The organism is Novosphingobium sp. (assembly GCF_030696665.1).
Taxonomy (GTDB): domain Bacteria; phylum Pseudomonadota; class Alphaproteobacteria; order Sphingomonadales; family Sphingomonadaceae; genus Novosphingobium.
The window spans coordinates 45094-59532 of record NZ_JAUYRV010000039.1 but is presented as its reverse complement, the minus strand read 5'-3'; the positions used below and the strand labels follow the sequence as shown (position 1 = coordinate 59532).

Sequence of the window (14439 nt, the reverse complement as noted above, 5' to 3'; positions counted from 1 at the left end):
CCGCAGGCGGTGGAGGGGGCTATCCCCATCGCGCAACCGAGCGGGCAAGCACCGTTGAAAACGATGGCCCCCTCCACCACCAGCGCCGCTGGCGGTCCCCCTCCCCGTGCCGGGGAGGATGGTTGCGCAAATGACCCTCACGCCGCGCGCTTCCCCACCACGGCGGAGCGCAGCAGATACATCCGCCCCGCATCCACCTTCATCGGAATGGTGGGGACGCATCCCTTGTCTTCACCCAGCGCTTCGCCGGTCTTCAACGAGATGTTCCAGTTGTGCAGCGGGCAGGTCACCATGTTGTCGTGGACGATGCCCTGCGAAAGCGGCCCCTGCTTGTGCGGGCACTTGTTCACCAGCGCATAGAACTCGTTCTTCTGCGTGCGGAACACCGCGATTTCGTCAAAGCCCACCACCGGCAGCGTGCGCGCTGTGCCGGGGGTGATCTGGTCCACCGAACCGATGTCGAGCCAATCGCCGATCATTGCGCATACTCCGTGATCGAAAGGGGCCGCACTTCGGCCAGATGCTGGTGCAAGTCCGCATCCTTGCCCGCCACGCGCTCGGCCCAAGGATCGTCCTGACAGAAGGTTTGCGAATAGCGGAACCGCGCGGCGAGGCGCTTTACGCTGTCGGCATCATCGAACAGCCCGGCCTTCACATGATCCAGCCCGACGCGCTCGATCCACGGCGCGGTGCGCTCCAGATAATGCGCCTGTTCGCGGTAAAGCTGGATAAAGGCCGCACACACGTCCATCGTCTCGGCCTCGGTCGCCACTTTGCACAGCAGGTCTGTGGCGCGCACTTTGATCCCGCCATTGCCGCCAACGTGCAGTTCATAGCCGGAGTCCACGCAGACCACGCCGAAGTCCTTGATCGTCGCTTCCGCGCAATTGCGCGGGCAGCCGGATACCGCGATCTTGAACTTGTGGGGCATCCACGATCCCCAGGTCATCCGCTCCAGCTTCACGCCAAGGCCGGTTGAATCCTGCGTGCCAAAGCGGCACCATTCGCTGCCAACGCAGGTCTTCACCGTGCGCAAGCTCTTGCCATAAGCATGGCCCGAAACCATGCCCGCCGCGTTCAGATCAGCCCAGACGGCAGGCAGGTCTTCCTTCTTGATGCCAAAGATGTCCAACCGCTGCCCACCGGTCACCTTGACCATCGGCGCGTTGAACTTCTCCACCACATCGGCAATCGCGCGCAATTCACGCGGATTGGTGAGGCCACCCCACATGCGCGGCACCACGGAATAGGTGCCGTCCTTCTGGATATTGGCGTGAAGCCGCTCGTTCACAAAGCGGCTCTTCTGGTCATCCTCATATTCGCCCGGCCACGCGCACAGCAGGTAGTAGTTGAGCGCAGGGCGGCACGATGAGCAGCCATCCGGCGTGGTCCAGTGCAGTTCCTGCATCGCTTGCGGGATGGACCGCAGCGACTTTTCACCAATCAGGCGGCGCACATCATCGTGGCTGAAGCTGGTGCATTTGCACATCGTCTTTGGTCCGGACTGCACCTCGCCGCCCAGCGTCAGCGCCAGCAGGCTTTCGACGAGGCCAGTGCATGATCCGCACGATGCCGAAGCCTTGCAAGTGCTGCGCACCGCATCAAGGCTGCACGCGCCTGCGTTGATCGTCTCGATCACTTTGCCCTTGGAAACGCCGTTGCAGCCGCAGATTTCTGCGTCGTCCGAAAGTGCTGCAACGGCGGCATTAGGGTCCAGCAGGGCACCCCCGCTGGCGAAAGCCTGACCAAAGATCAGCGCTTCGCGGATGTCGGAGATGTCCTCGCCCTTTTTCAGCAGGTCGAAGTACCAGCTGCCGTCTGCCGTATCGCCATAAAGGACCGCGCCAACCAGCCGGTTGTCCTTCACCACCACCCGCTTGTAGACCCCGCGCGCCGCATCGCGCATTACGATGTCCTCGGCCCCATCCCCGCCCGAAAAGTCCCCGGCGGAAAACAGGTCGATCCCCGAAACCTTCAGCTTGGTTGAGGTTACTGAACCTTCATAGCCGCTCGGGCTTTCGCAGGCCGCATCGGCGAGCGCGCGGCACATATCCCACAGCGGTGCCACCAGGCCATAGCAGGCCCCGCGATGCTGCACACATTCGCCCACCGCCATGATCGCCGGATCGCTCGTCACCATGTGGTCATCCACCACGATGCCGCGCTCCACCTCGATCCCGGCCGATTTGGCCAGCGTGGTGCCGGGGCGGATGCCCACGGCCATCACCACGATATCGGCGTCAAAGGTTCGCCCATCCTTCAGGCGGACAGCGGAAACGTGGCCATCGCGCCCAACGATTTCAGCGGTATCACCGCCGGTCACGATGGTCTGGCCGCGCCGTTCCAGTTCGGTTTTCAGCAGGTATCCCGCCGCTTCATCCAGCTGGCGCTCCATCAGCGTGGGCATAAGGTGAACGACGGTGACCTTCATGCCACGAAGCGAGAGGCCATGCGCTGCCTCCAGCCCGAGCAGGCCACCGCCGATCACCACTGCGCTGCCGCCCTTTTCAGCAGCGGTCAGCATTTTGTCCACGTCATCCAAATCACGGAACGTCACCACGCCCGCCAGATCCTTGCCCGGAACCGGGATGATGAACGGGTCGGAACCGGTCGCAATCAGCAGCCGATCATAGGGTTCGACCCGGCCAGACTTGGCTAAAACGGTCTGCGTCGCGCGGTCGATGGAAACGATTGGATCGCCGGAAACCAGCGTGATCGCGTTGTCGGCGTACCAGTCGTCACCATTGATGACGATGTCCTCAAACGCTTTCTCTCCGGCCAGAACCGGGGAAAGCATGATGCGGTTGTAATTCACGCGCGGCTCAGCGCCGAAGATCGTCACATCGAAGCGGGCCGGATCGCGGGCGAGAATTTCCTCCACCGCGCGGCACCCGGCCATGCCGTTGCCGATCACCACCAGCCGTTCTTTCACGGCGGCGGTGTTGTCCTTGTCCATCAGGGTCGAAGGCGCGTTCAATTTCGTAATCCTTGGCAAAACGCGCAACACGAAAAAGCCGCCCGAACGCATCCCGAAAAAGGGAGGTCTGGGCGGCGACATTGCCACGCGATGTTGATTGTTCAGGCTTTGCGCTGGATCGCCCGACCTTGGGCGGCACATCGGCCTTCGTCTACTTGGCTAACCGATTCGGGCGCTGCACTGCAAGCTTTATTTTGCAGTGCAGCAACGGAAGAGGCCCACCCCCAGCCCCTCCCGCCTGCGGGAGGGGAGCAACTCATCCTCAAATTCGCCCTCCCGCCTGCGGGAGGGGGGCAACTCACCCTCCAATTCTTCCTCCCGCCTGCGGGAGGGGGCAACCCGCCCTTACTTCCCCCCTCCCGCAGGCGGGAGGGGTCGGGGGTGGGCAATCCAACCTCAGATCAAAACGCCACCTCAGCCTGCAACCACAAGATCTCCCGATCCACGCCAAACTTGTCGGCGTTGTAGTTGGCATACTTCACCAGCCAGCCCACCTTCTTGGTCTTGAAGCCGAGGCTGGCGTCCCATTCGCTGCCGAACTTTACCCCGCCCACATCACTGCGGAATTCATGGTAAGTCACGTTCGCGTTAAGCCCTTGAACAGCCTTCACTTTCGGCAGAACCTTGGCGAGCGTGACGTAGTAATCCTCCAGCCCATTGCCCGGCGTGGTCAGGAACAGGTCGGCCCAGCCATTGAACTTGTGCAGCGTCGCCAGCGGGGTCTGGAAGGATTTGCCCACGGCCTTGTCCGCACCCAGCTTTTCGTAGCCGCCGGTCAGGGTAAAGCCCTGATAACCCATTCCAAGTTCGCCCAGAACGAAGTCCGCTTCATAGGCCACCGGCGCGCTGCCGATGCCGGATTGGCGGGCGTAGCTGGCCAGCACATTCAGCTTCACCGCCTTGGACAGCGGAATGCTGCCCGAAACGCGCCCGCCATAGGTTTGTGATGAGTTGGCGAAGGCAAAAGCTTCATCATAATCAAGGATATAGGAGAACGCCTTGGCGGTCACCGGTCCCAGCTTCGCACTGGCTTGCAGGAACACGAAGTCGCCATCCATCGACCGACGCGGCCCGGCTTCGGACCCGAAGATCGAATCCTGCTGGATCGCGTAGGTGCCATCAAAGCTGATCGGCCCGAACGTCGCCTCGGCGCGCACGGCGTCGAACGTCTGCTCGTTCTGCCGCCAGCCGACCGAGCCGACAAAGCGTTGATCATCAAGGTTTATCCGCTGCCGCCCCACGGTCAGTGCAAAGTCCTTCACCTTGTACATGATCTGCGCGCGGTTCAGGTCGATGCTTTCGGCATCAGGCACCACGGCAAACTGCGTGCGACGCTGCGGACTGCCTGGCAAGGCAAAGGGGAAAGCATTGTATCTCTTCGACAATGCCAGCGTACCCTCGGCCTCCACCAGCACCGAAAGGTGCGAAGGCGCGTGCTTCAACTCCAACCCGGAACGCAACCGCACGGTCAGCGCATCGGCATCGACGGTCGGCTGCTCGATGCCCTCGTAGCGGATGCGCGCGTCGATGATCGGATCGAGCGTCAGGCCATCGGTGACCGGAATTGGATCACCGAAAGCGGGTTTTCCGGCGGCGTGCGCCGGGTGTGCGAATGCGATCGACGACGCGAGCAGCGCCGCCGCGAATGTGGTCTTCTTCATGTTCCCTGATCCCCCTCAGTTGAGCCGGTCAGGCATCCTCTCGTGCGCCTCAGGTGCGCTTAGGTGCTTGTAGGTGCATCTAGGTGTCGTTCAGGCCGCATTTGATTTCGGCCCGTGATCGTACTCCGCAAGGAAGTGCAACACCTCCTGACGGTAGGCGTAAAACATTGGATGCTTTAGCAATTCCTTGCGGTCGCGCGGGCGTGGCAGGTCCACTTTCAGCACTTTTCCGATGGTCGCGTTCGGCCCATTGGTCATCATCACCACACGGTCGGCCAGAAGGATCGCTTCATCGACATCGTGCGTCACCATGATGGCGGTCACCTTCGTGCGGTTCCACACTTCGACCAGCACGTCCTGCAAATCCCACCGCGTCAGGCTGTCCAACATGCCGAACGGTTCATCCAGCAGCAGCAAGCGCGGGCTGAGCGCGAAGGCGCGGGCGATGCCGACGCGCTGGCGCATCCCGTTGGACATTTCCGCCGCCATCTTGTCGCGCGCATCGGCAAGGCCCACGCGTTCAAGATAGTAGTCAATGATTTCCCTGCGTTCCGAACGGGTTGCGTGCGGATAGACACGCTCCACGCCCAGCGCCACGTTCTGCCGCGCAGTGAGCCAGGGCATCAGACTGGGCGATTGGAACACCACCGCCTTGTCCGGCCCCGCGACGTCGATCTCGCGGTTGTCGAGGATGATGCCGCCCTTGCTGATTTCGTTCAGACCCGCTGCCATCGTCAGCACGGTGGACTTGCCGCAGCCCGAATGGCCGATCAGCGAGACGAATTCTCCCTTGTCCATCAACAGGTTGAAGTCTTCAACCACAGTCAGCGGACCCTTGGGTGTCGGGTAGATCTTATTGAGTTTCCAGAACTCCATGTAACGCCGCGTCGCACCCTTTTTCGCCGCGTCCTGATAGGCCTTGGGCGGCGGGGCGAGATCGAGCGGGATGATATTGGGCAGGCTGCCGGAGTCACTGCCGAGCGCCGCCTTTTCACCGGCCAGACCGCCGAGATAGGTGACGATTTCCGTGCGAAGTGCCTGAAAATCCACGCTATCGTTTACCGCTTCCCGATCCCTCGGGCGCGGCAGGTTGACGGAGAAGATCTTGCCGATGTGCGCCGCAGGAGCAGGCGTCAGCACGGCAACACGGTCCGCCAGCAACAGCGCTTCATCCACGTCGTTGGTGACAAGGATGATCGTGCGCTTTTCCTCCTCGCGGATGCGGTCGATCTCGTCCTGCAGCTTGGCGCGGGTGAGGGCGTCCAATGCCGAAAGGGGTTCATCCAGAAGGAGAATTTCGGGTTCCATTGCCAAAGCGCGAGCCACCGCAACGCGCTGGCGCATCCCGCCCGAAAGCTGGCCGGGCTTGCGATCCATCGCATGGCCAAGGCCGACCAGTTCAACCTTCTGCCGCACCAGATCGGCACGTGCCTGCTTGCTGCGATCCTTGTGGACCGAGTCCACGGCCAGCGCGACGTTCTGTTACACGGTCAGCCAGGGGAACAGCGAGTAGGACTGGAAGACGAGGCCACGATCCTTGTCCGGCCCGTCAATTGCCTTGCCACGCAGCAGGATTTCGCCTGCATCGGGTTCGACAAGGCCAGCGATGGCCGAGATCAGCGTGGTTTTGCCCGCGCCGGAGAAGCCGAGGATGGCGATGAATTCGCCTTCCTCAACATCGAGGTCGATGCCGCCGAGGACTTCGGAAACGCCGCCCGCCTTGCCGGTGAAGCTTTTGCGGACATTGCTGAGCGAGAGGATCGTGGCCATGATGGGTGCTCCTCAGACGTTGCGGTTGCGGCTGACGAAGGCCTGCATGGCCATCATCACACGGTCGAGAGCGAAGCCGATCAGGCCGATCACGACGACCGCCACCATGATGCGGGCCAGCGACTTTTCAGAGCCGTTTTGGAATTCGTCCCACACGAACTTGCCGAGACCCGGGTTCTGGGCGAGCATTTCGGCCGCGATCAGCACCATCCAGCCGGTGCCGAGCGAAAGGCGCATGCCGGTAAAGATATAGGGCAGCGACGATGGCAGGACGAGGCGCGTGAGCTTGGCAAACCAGCCGAGGCGCAGCACGCGGCCTACCGCGATCAAGTCCTTGTCGATGCTGGCCGTGCCGATGGCGGTGTTGATGAGGGTTGGCCAGAGCGAGCAGAGCATGACCACCACGGCCGAGATGATGAAGCTTTTGGCCAAAGTCGGGTCGTCGCTGGTGACGGAGGCCGAGACGACCATTGTGACGATGGGTAGCCATGCCAGCGGGCTGACCGGGCGCATGACCTGCACCAGCGGATTGATCGCCGCGTTCACGCGCTTTGACATGCCCGCAACAAGGCCCAGCGGCACCGCAAAGATCGTGGCCAGAATGAAGCCAGCGGCCACCGTTTCCAGCGAGGTGAAAATCTGGTCGATGAAGGTTGGCGGGCCGGTGTAGCCATAGCCGGACGCGATTGCCTCGGTTTCCGCCACGCGCGCCGCGGCGTTTTCTTCCATCAGGCCACCAAACGCCGTCCACACATCGCCCGGCCCCGGCAATGCCCCCAGCGAGGTCTGCACCAGTGGTGCCAGCAGTGCCCACAGCAGCAGGAAGCCGCCAATCCCGGCCAGCGGTGGCCACAGCGATTCAAACACTGCCCGCCCTGCCGGAAGCTTGATGCCGAAGGGAAGCTTGAGCGATGCGGTCACGGGCGTTTCCTCTGGGGTGGGGAGGAGAGACTGGCTCTCCTCCTTATCCTGCGGCAGGGTCTGGAGGAACTCGTCCTTGCGAAGCGGAACGGCGTTCATGGGTTTGGTCCTGTCTTACTTGACGCCCGCAGGCGTAACCTTCTGGCCCGGCTTCAGCCCAATGGCGAAGCTGGCGGCATAGGCGGCGGGCTTTTTGGCATCGAAGGCCACGCCATCGATGGCTTTGCGGGTATAGACGCGGAAGCCATCGGTCTGCGGGAAGGCATCGGCGCTGGCCTTGCCATCGGCGACGAGCGACTTGGCAGCTTCGTCATAAAGATCAGGGCGATAGACTGACTTGACCGTATCGAGATACCACTGGTCGGTCTTGTCTTCCGAAATCTGGCCCCAGCGGCGCATCTGCGTGAGGAACCAGATGCCGTCGGAATAGAAGGGATACGACGCCTGCTGATCGAAGAACAGGTTGAATTCGGGCGTATCGCGGGTGTCGCCCGAGCCGAACGTGAACTTGCCGGTCATCGAGGCCATCAGCACCTTTTCATCGGCGCCGACATATTTGGAATTGGCGAGCAGCTTCACCGCTTCGGGCCGGTTCTTGCCGCCTTCGGCATCGAGCCACATCGATGCGCGGATCAGCGCGCGGGTCAGCGCCTTGACCGTGCCGGGGTTCTTCTTCACGAAATCAGCGGTCAGGCCGAACACCTTGTCGCCCGTGGTCCCGGCAATATCGGGATCGACGATGATCGGCACGCCGATCTTCTTGGCAACGGCGGCCTGATTCCACGGTTCACCCACCGAATAGCCGTTGATCGTGCCAGCTTCCATCGTGGCCGGCATCTGCGGCGGCGGGGTGACGGAAAGCTGCACGTCGGCACCGGTGACACCAGCGGTATCGGCAGGCAGATAGAAGCCGGGGTTCAGCCCGCCTGCGGCCAGCCAATAGCGCAGCACGTAGTTGTGGGTGGATACGGGGAAGACCATGCCCATCTTGAATGGCTTGCCCTCAGCCTTGAACTTGGCGACGACCGGCTTCAGCGCGGCGGCCGAAATCGGCATCTGCACCTTGCCGTCCGGTCCCTTTGGCAGGGTTGGGGCGATCATGTCCCACACCTGATTGGAAACGGTCACGCCCTTGCCATTAAGGTCGAGCGAGAACGGCGTTACCAGCGGAACCTTGGAGCCGATGCCAGCACCCGATGCCAGAACCTGGCCCGCCAGCATGTGTGCGCCATCAAGCTGGCCGCCGGTGACGCCATCAAGCAGGACTTTCCAGTTGGCCTGCGGTTCGAGCGTGACGGTGAGGCCTTCTTCGCGGAAGAAGCCCTTTTCCTGCGCGACGACCAGCGGGGCGATGTCGGTCAGTTTGATGAAGCCAAGCTTCAGGACCGGCTTTTCAATGCCATTGGCCGAAGCGGCGGCCTTTTCAGGCGCGTCGGCGCTTTTGCCGCAACTGGCCAGTGCGATCCCGGCGAGCAGCGCTGCGACCATGTTGCGCCGGTTAAATGTGTTCCGTCCGTTCACTTCGACCACCCCTTTGAAGTGACGTGGCAAACACGAAAAAGCCGCCCGAACGCATCCCGAAATGGGGAGGTCTGGGCGGCGACGTTGCCACGCGATGAAAATGCTGAGCCGGGCTGTGCTGTTTCCGTCCATCCTTGGGCGGCACCACTCGGCTTGGCTCTAAGGCTATGTGATTCGGCTGCCATTCGGCAAGCGTTTTTTGCACCGCAATAGAATTTTATGCAGAGCGTTGCCCCTGAATGTAGGATTCGAGCAACACTGGGTCGAACGGCTTTCCATCGAAGAAACTGTTGTTTTCCAGCGTCATAAGGCCCTGCTGCATCGATACCGAAGTCGGCCCGGCAAGGCTTCCTTCGACCTTGGAACTGGCGCCGGGCAAAGGCTCTCCGGTGCCCAATAGTGCGCTGCGGTAGACATCGGGGCGGAATACGCGGGCCGCTTTTCGGGCATCGCCTGAGTCAAACGCGAGTCCGTCCCATCGCACCATCTGGCTGTAGAGCCATTCGGCCTGGCTGACCCACGGGAAGTTCGCCGCCTCGCGGTGCTGGAACATGAAATCGGGGTAGTGCAGCAGAGCGCCGCCCTGACGGAGCAGGAGCCGGTCTGAAATGGCGCGGCGGATCAGTGTGGCATCACCATCAAGGTACTCTGCCCGCGCGAGAATCGCCGCATTGGTTTCAAGATTGGCGGGATCGACGAAGTGTTCGCCCGCCTTGCGCAGCGCGCGAACCAGCGCTTCGGCCTGCGGACGGCGCGCTTCCATTACCGGTTCACGGAAGGCGAGGACTTTTTCCACGCCGCGCCGCCAGATTTGCGCGGTAACCATCACGATCTCGCCGGTGCCGCGTTCCACCGCCACGCTGTTCCACGGTTCGCCCACGCAGATCGCATCGACTTCGCCAAATTCGAGCGCATCGGCGCAGAATGGCGGGGCGACGGTGGTGATTTCAACATCCACGTCCGGGCGAATGCCGCAAGCGGCGAGCCAGTAGCGCAGCATGTAGTTGTGGCTGGAATAGCGGTGGACCACGCCGAAGCGCAGCTTCTGGCCGGAGGCTGCGATATAGGCCTTCAGGGCCGCGCCGACTGCTGCCGGTTCGCCCAACCCGCCCGCCGGGTTTACCGCGCGCGCCAGATCGGGGCGCATGGTTACAGCGTTGCCGTTGAGGCCGAGGACGAAGGGGACCGAGAGCGGCTGGGCAGGGCGACCGCGCCCCAATGTGGTGGCGATGGCCAATGGGGCGACCATGTGGGCGGCATCGCTGTGGCCATAGAGCAGGCGGTCAAGCACCGTGGCCCAGCTCATGTCGCGCACGAGGCGCAAGCTCAGGCCCTCGGCCTCGGCAAAGCCATGCTCCAGCGCGAGGATGGGCAGGCAGGCGTCGACCAGTGGCAGGAAGCCGACCGTTAGTTCGCCATTCGTGGCGTCTTCGGCCATCATTTCCCTCCCATCAACTGGTGCGCGGTGACGACTGCTTCGGCGATGTCGGCAATGCGTTTGCCCTGATTCATCGCGGTTTTGCGCAGTTCGGTATAGGCCTGCGGTTCGGTGAAGCCTCGGCTGTCCATCAGGATGCGCTTGGCTTTGGCGATCACTTCATGGTCCGCCAGCTTGCCCTTGGCCTCGGCCAGATCGGACTGGAGCCGCGAGAAGGCGTTGAAGCGGCGCACGGCCAGATCGAGGATCGGGCGGATGCGGTGCGGGGCAAGGCCATCGACCACGTAGGATGAAACACCGGCATCGACCGAAGCGGCGATGGATTCCTCGTCGCTTTCATCCACGAACATGGCGATGGGGCGGCCCAGCACACGGCTGACGGCGAAGTATTCTTCCAGCACATCGCGCGAGGGATTGCCGAGGTCCATCAGCACGATGTCTGGCCCGATTTCGCCGATGCGGGCAACGAGGCCGCGCCGTTCGGTCACCACGAAAATCTCGCAATCGTCGAGCGCGGCGAGGCCTTCGCGGATCACGGCCGCGCGGCTGGCGCTTTCATCGACAATGGCAATCCGCATGTGCGCCTAGTGCGCGGGGAGGACTTTCGATTCAAGGCGATTCGTGTCCACGTCAGTTGCCGACCAGCACGAAAGGTGCCCATGTGGCAGGATGGGCTGCGCCTGCGAGCTTTTTATCGGCGATGATGGCCAGTTGCGCGCGGCGCAAAGCCTCGGCACGGGACAGGCCTTTGGCCGCGCCGTTCAGCGTATCGAGCGTAAGGCGGCTGGCCACATCATCGCGCACGGGCCAGTGCGACAGCAGCAGCGAGCGCGCACCGGCGGCCACGAACGAGCGGGCGAGGCCGGAGAACGTGGGCGCGCTTTCACCATCGCCCGCGCTGGTATCGCAGGCGGACAGGATCACCCAATCGGCATCGAGCCGCAGCTTGGCGATTTCAGACGCGGTGAGCAGGCCATCGTCCGCTTCGGTCGGCTGATCGGGCGGGGTGAGGACCAGCGCAGGCTCCACCAGATCGCGGAATGCACCGCCGACAAGGCCGTGCGTGGCAAAGGCGATGACGCTGGCCAGATGGAGCGGCGCGGCTTTGACCGCTGTTTCGGTGGCATCTGCGCCGATCAGAAGCGCGGGCTGTCCGGGGAAGCCGCTGGCCATGCTGCGCAGTTCGTCCGCCGCGCCGGGCAGGCTGGCAAGCTGGCGCAGCGCGCGAGTGCTGGTATCGCCAGAACGGAGCAGGGGGGCGGCGCGTGTGGCAAGGCGGACCGGCTCTCCCAGCATGGGCGCGCCGATCCCGGCGAAGCTGCGCGCTTTGCTGCCGCGCGGATTTGTGGGCAGCGGCACGGCGGCAAGGGGCACCGACACGGCATGAGTCCGTGCCAGCCAGCGCGTGCGGCGCAGGGCTTCGGGGGCATCGTCGGCACCCTGCGGGACCTGCGTGACAAGCGCGGCAAAGGGCAGGGCGGCAAGGCTGCCGGTGGCCAGAATGCGCAGATCGGGTGAGGACTTCACCGCATCGCGGATCGGCTGGGGGAACAGCGCCAGATAAAGTTCGTGCGCGGCGGTGCGATCAAAGGTGCTTTTGCCGCTCTCGATCAGCCCGCTTTCAATCGAGCCGCGCAACCGCTTTTCAAGGCCAAGCAGGGCGCGGGGCGCGATGGCGGTGGTGGCAATGACAGCCTTGTTTGGTGTGATGGCGAGGATGACGAGGCCGTCTTCATCCTGACCGTAAAGGACCAGCGCTTGCCCTTTGGCCAGCGAGGCTTGGGCGGCGACAAGGGTGGCCGGTTCAACCGCTGTCTGCGCCGAATAGCCGGGGATCAGCGCGGCGAGCTGGGCGTCTTCGGCGCGCAACTTTGCGTCGATTTCGTCCAACTGACGGCTTATGTTTGCGGCTGCATCGCCTTTGCCCGCAACGACTTGCGCGTTGAGTGTGCGGCGCAGGCGCGCGCCATCGGTAGCGAGCGATTGGTAGCGGCGGATCGCATCGGTGGCTTCGGGACTGTCAGCCGCGCGGAGCAGGGCGAGGCTGGACATCGCACTTTGCAGATCGCCCAAGTTGGCCAGTTGCAGCGCCTCAAACGCCTGCGCCGCATCGCCTGCCGACATGGCAAGGCGGGCGTGCTGGACGAAAAGGTAGTGATATTGCTCGGCCAGCCGCGTCACTTCCGCGCGTGGGGTGGCGCGATCGAGCAGGCGGGCGCGGGCGGGGGCCAATGCCCGGCTTGCCCGCGCAAGGGCGGACTGCGGATTGCCGCGAGACGCCTCGATCAGGCTGTCGTAGACTAGGCCTCCGATGCGGCGCGCGCTCGTTTCAAGCGCGCGTGTTGCATAGGCCGCGTTTGCGTGATCCAGCAGGGCTTTGGCCTCGTCCTGCCGGTTGGCATAGAGCAGTTCACGCGCAAGGTTGACCTCGGCGAACAACACGTCGGGATGTTCTGGCGATGGTGCCCGTTCGCGGCCCAGCCGCACGGCTTTTTCGCGCAGCGCCAGCGATCCGGCCAGATCGCCGCGCCAGCGCGTGACGCGGGCCAGTTGCCCGATGGCAGTGGTGACGAGGGCAGGCTGTCCGGGCATGACGGACTTCTCGAAGATCTGCGCACCCCTTTCGTAGAAGGGAAAGGCTGCATCGCGCTGGCCCGAATTGTCCAGCGCGAAGCCCAGCGCTTCGATGGTGAACCCCAGTTGCGGGTCATCAGGATCGAGCACCTTGCCGCGCTGATCGAGCACCTTGCGCAATATGGGTATCGACAGGGTGAACAGGCCATTGTCGTTGTAGACAGAGCCGAGCCGGTTGAGAGCGGCCATAGTAACGCGGTGATCGTCGCCCAATCGGGTTTCTGCCCAAACCAGTGCTTCGCGGGCAGGTTCGATGGAGCCGGGCGTGTCTCCAGTCGCGCCCAGAAGTGCCGAGAGGCTGATCCCGAATTCGGCAGGCAATTCGATATCGCGTGCAGAAAGCGTGCCGGACACGGCGCGGGCTGTTTCGAAAGCTTCGCGGACTTTCGGGATCGCCGCCAAAGGCTGGCCGCGCTGGAAATCGATCAGCCCGAGACCGTACACGGCAGAGGCATAAGCAATGGAGCGACGCCCTGCGGCCTTTTCGGCCATCGTCAGCGCGCGGGAAAGGCAGGTTTCCGCTTCGTCGTTGCGCCCAAGTCCTGCGAGGGTTGAGCCGACGCCATCGAGCAAGCGCGCATGGTCTACCGACTGCCCCTGTGAAGAATTCGCGACCACCCGTTCTGCTTCCTGCAGAATGGGCAGTGCTTCATCGTAGCGATCAAGCGCATAGAGCGCATGGGCACGCGCAATCCGCGCGTTGGCGAGATCGTTCGGGTCTATATCCTTGAGCTGTGATGCCTGTGCGAGCGTGGCATCAATTTCGGCCAGTGCTTCGGCCGGATTGCCAGAGGTGTCCAATGCACACAGCGCTTTGACCCGAGCGGCCAAATCGGTGGGAGTAGCAGAGCTAGTGGCTTCGGCGGCAAGGCAAACGTTTGGCACCGCTGCTGCAAGCAACGCCGCCCAGATCATCTTCGACATCTATCGCCCCCGTTGAACCACGGCCTTTGAGCGGAAATGGTTAACCGCAATTTGCGCCAATGTCAGTGCCATTCGGCACATCAGCGGCGGCCCTATGGCCTGCCACCGTGAGTAGCCCCTGGTTTTCTAGACGCGTTCCGCTTTCACGGACTGCTGCCGTTCGAACTCGACGGGTGACAGCATCCCGTTCCTGACGTGCTTGCGCACCGGGTTATGGAAAGTCTCGATGCAATCGAACATGTCCTGCTGGGCTTCCTCGCGTGTTTTGTAGGTGCGGCGCCGGATACGCTCGCGCTTGAGCGACAGGAAGAAGCTCTCCGCGACGTCATTGTCGTGGCAGTTGCCACGTCGGCTCATCGAGTGCTCAAGATTGTGAGCCCGGATGAACGCAGCCCAGTCCATGCTGGTGAAGTGCGAACCTTGGTCCGAGTAGATCCGGTTTACGTCGCCGCTCCGCCACGTGCAGCGCCTGCAGCACCACATCGGTGGTCTGCCGGCTCTGCATCGACCATGCACGCCCAGCAACGTCACCGTTTTGGTCGCCGATCCGAATGGTTGAAACCTGATCAGCTCTAGCTTGCCTGGAGGACGTC

9 protein-coding genes and 2 pseudogenes are annotated in these 14439 nt (G+C 63.0%); all 11 read right to left on the bottom strand.

Going from position 1 to position 14439, the window contains the following annotated elements:
- Positions 1-137: 137 nt before the first annotated feature.
- Positions 138-479: a nitrite reductase small subunit NirD gene (nirD, locus tag Q8R81_RS10425; protein WP_305617539.1), complete on the bottom strand. Its 342-nt coding sequence runs from the start codon at positions 477-479 to the stop codon at positions 138-140.
- Positions 476-2956 (bottom strand): nitrite reductase large subunit NirB, encoded by a 2481-nt coding sequence (gene nirB, locus Q8R81_RS10420; protein ID WP_305617672.1) that lies wholly within the window; start codon positions 2954-2956, stop codon positions 476-478. The genes nirD and nirB overlap by 4 nt, the downstream gene beginning before the upstream one ends.
- Positions 2957-3378: 422 nt before the next feature.
- The gene (locus Q8R81_RS10415; protein ID WP_305617537.1) at positions 3379-4638 is read right to left on the bottom strand and encodes an alginate export family protein; all 1260 of its coding nucleotides are present in this window, start codon (positions 4636-4638) and stop codon (positions 3379-3381) included.
- A 90-nt stretch (positions 4639-4728) separates the two neighbouring features.
- Positions 4729-5514, bottom strand: a complete 786-nt coding sequence (locus Q8R81_RS10410) for an ABC transporter ATP-binding protein (protein WP_305617671.1) — start codon at positions 5512-5514, stop codon at positions 4729-4731.
- Between the two features lie 408 nt (positions 5515-5922).
- Positions 5923-6408: pseudogene (locus Q8R81_RS10405) on the bottom strand (ABC transporter ATP-binding protein); the annotation flags it as partial.
- A 12-nt stretch (positions 6409-6420) separates the two neighbouring features.
- Entirely contained in the window at positions 6421-7428 is a 1008-nt protein-coding gene (locus tag Q8R81_RS10400) for an ABC transporter permease (protein ID WP_305617535.1), read from the bottom strand.
- A gap of 15 nt (positions 7429-7443) precedes the next feature.
- A complete protein-coding gene (locus Q8R81_RS10395) occupies positions 7444-8850 on the bottom strand; it encodes a CmpA/NrtA family ABC transporter substrate-binding protein (protein ID WP_305617533.1) in 1407 nt (468 codons plus the stop codon).
- A 217-nt stretch (positions 8851-9067) separates the two neighbouring features.
- Positions 9068-10291, bottom strand: coding sequence for an ABC transporter substrate-binding protein (locus Q8R81_RS10390; RefSeq protein WP_371135353.1), 1224 nt, complete (start codon positions 10289-10291; stop codon positions 9068-9070).
- Positions 10288-10866: an ANTAR domain-containing response regulator gene (locus tag Q8R81_RS10385; RefSeq protein WP_305617529.1), complete on the bottom strand. Its 579-nt coding sequence runs from the start codon at positions 10864-10866 to the stop codon at positions 10288-10290. Before Q8R81_RS10385 ends, Q8R81_RS10390 begins: the two co-directional genes overlap by 4 nt.
- Positions 10867-10918: 52 nt before the next feature.
- Positions 10919-13846, bottom strand: a complete 2928-nt coding sequence (locus Q8R81_RS10380; protein WP_305617527.1) for a CHAT domain-containing protein — start codon at positions 13844-13846, stop codon at positions 10919-10921.
- A gap of 126 nt (positions 13847-13972) precedes the next feature.
- A pseudogene (locus tag Q8R81_RS10375) lies at positions 13973-14357 on the bottom strand (DDE-type integrase/transposase/recombinase); the annotation flags it as partial.
- Positions 14358-14439 lie beyond the last annotated feature (82 nt).

Coding starts and splice junctions, on each gene's coding strand:
- Q8R81_RS10415 (WP_305617537.1), bottom strand. CDS start 4,638: ATGAAGAAGACCACATTCGCGGCGGCGCTGCTCGCGTCGTCGATCGCA.
- Q8R81_RS10400 (WP_305617535.1), bottom strand. CDS start 7,428: ATGAACGCCGTTCCGCTTCGCAAGGACGAGTTCCTCCAGACCCTGCCG.
- Q8R81_RS10390 (WP_371135353.1), bottom strand. CDS start 10,291: ATGATGGCCGAAGACGCCACGAATGGCGAACTAACGGTCGGCTTCCTG.
- Q8R81_RS10410 (WP_305617671.1), bottom strand. CDS start 5,514: ATGGAGTTCTGGAAACTCAATAAGATCTACCCGACACCCAAGGGTCCG.
- nirD (WP_305617539.1), bottom strand. CDS start 479: ATGATCGGCGATTGGCTCGACATCGGTTCGGTGGACCAGATCACCCCC.
- Q8R81_RS10385 (WP_305617529.1), bottom strand. CDS start 10,866: ATGCGGATTGCCATTGTCGATGAAAGCGCCAGCCGCGCGGCCGTGATC.
- Q8R81_RS10380 (WP_305617527.1), bottom strand. CDS start 13,846: ATGTCGAAGATGATCTGGGCGGCGTTGCTTGCAGCAGCGGTGCCAAAC.
- nirB (WP_305617672.1), bottom strand. CDS start 2,956: ATGGACAAGGACAACACCGCCGCCGTGAAAGAACGGCTGGTGGTGATC.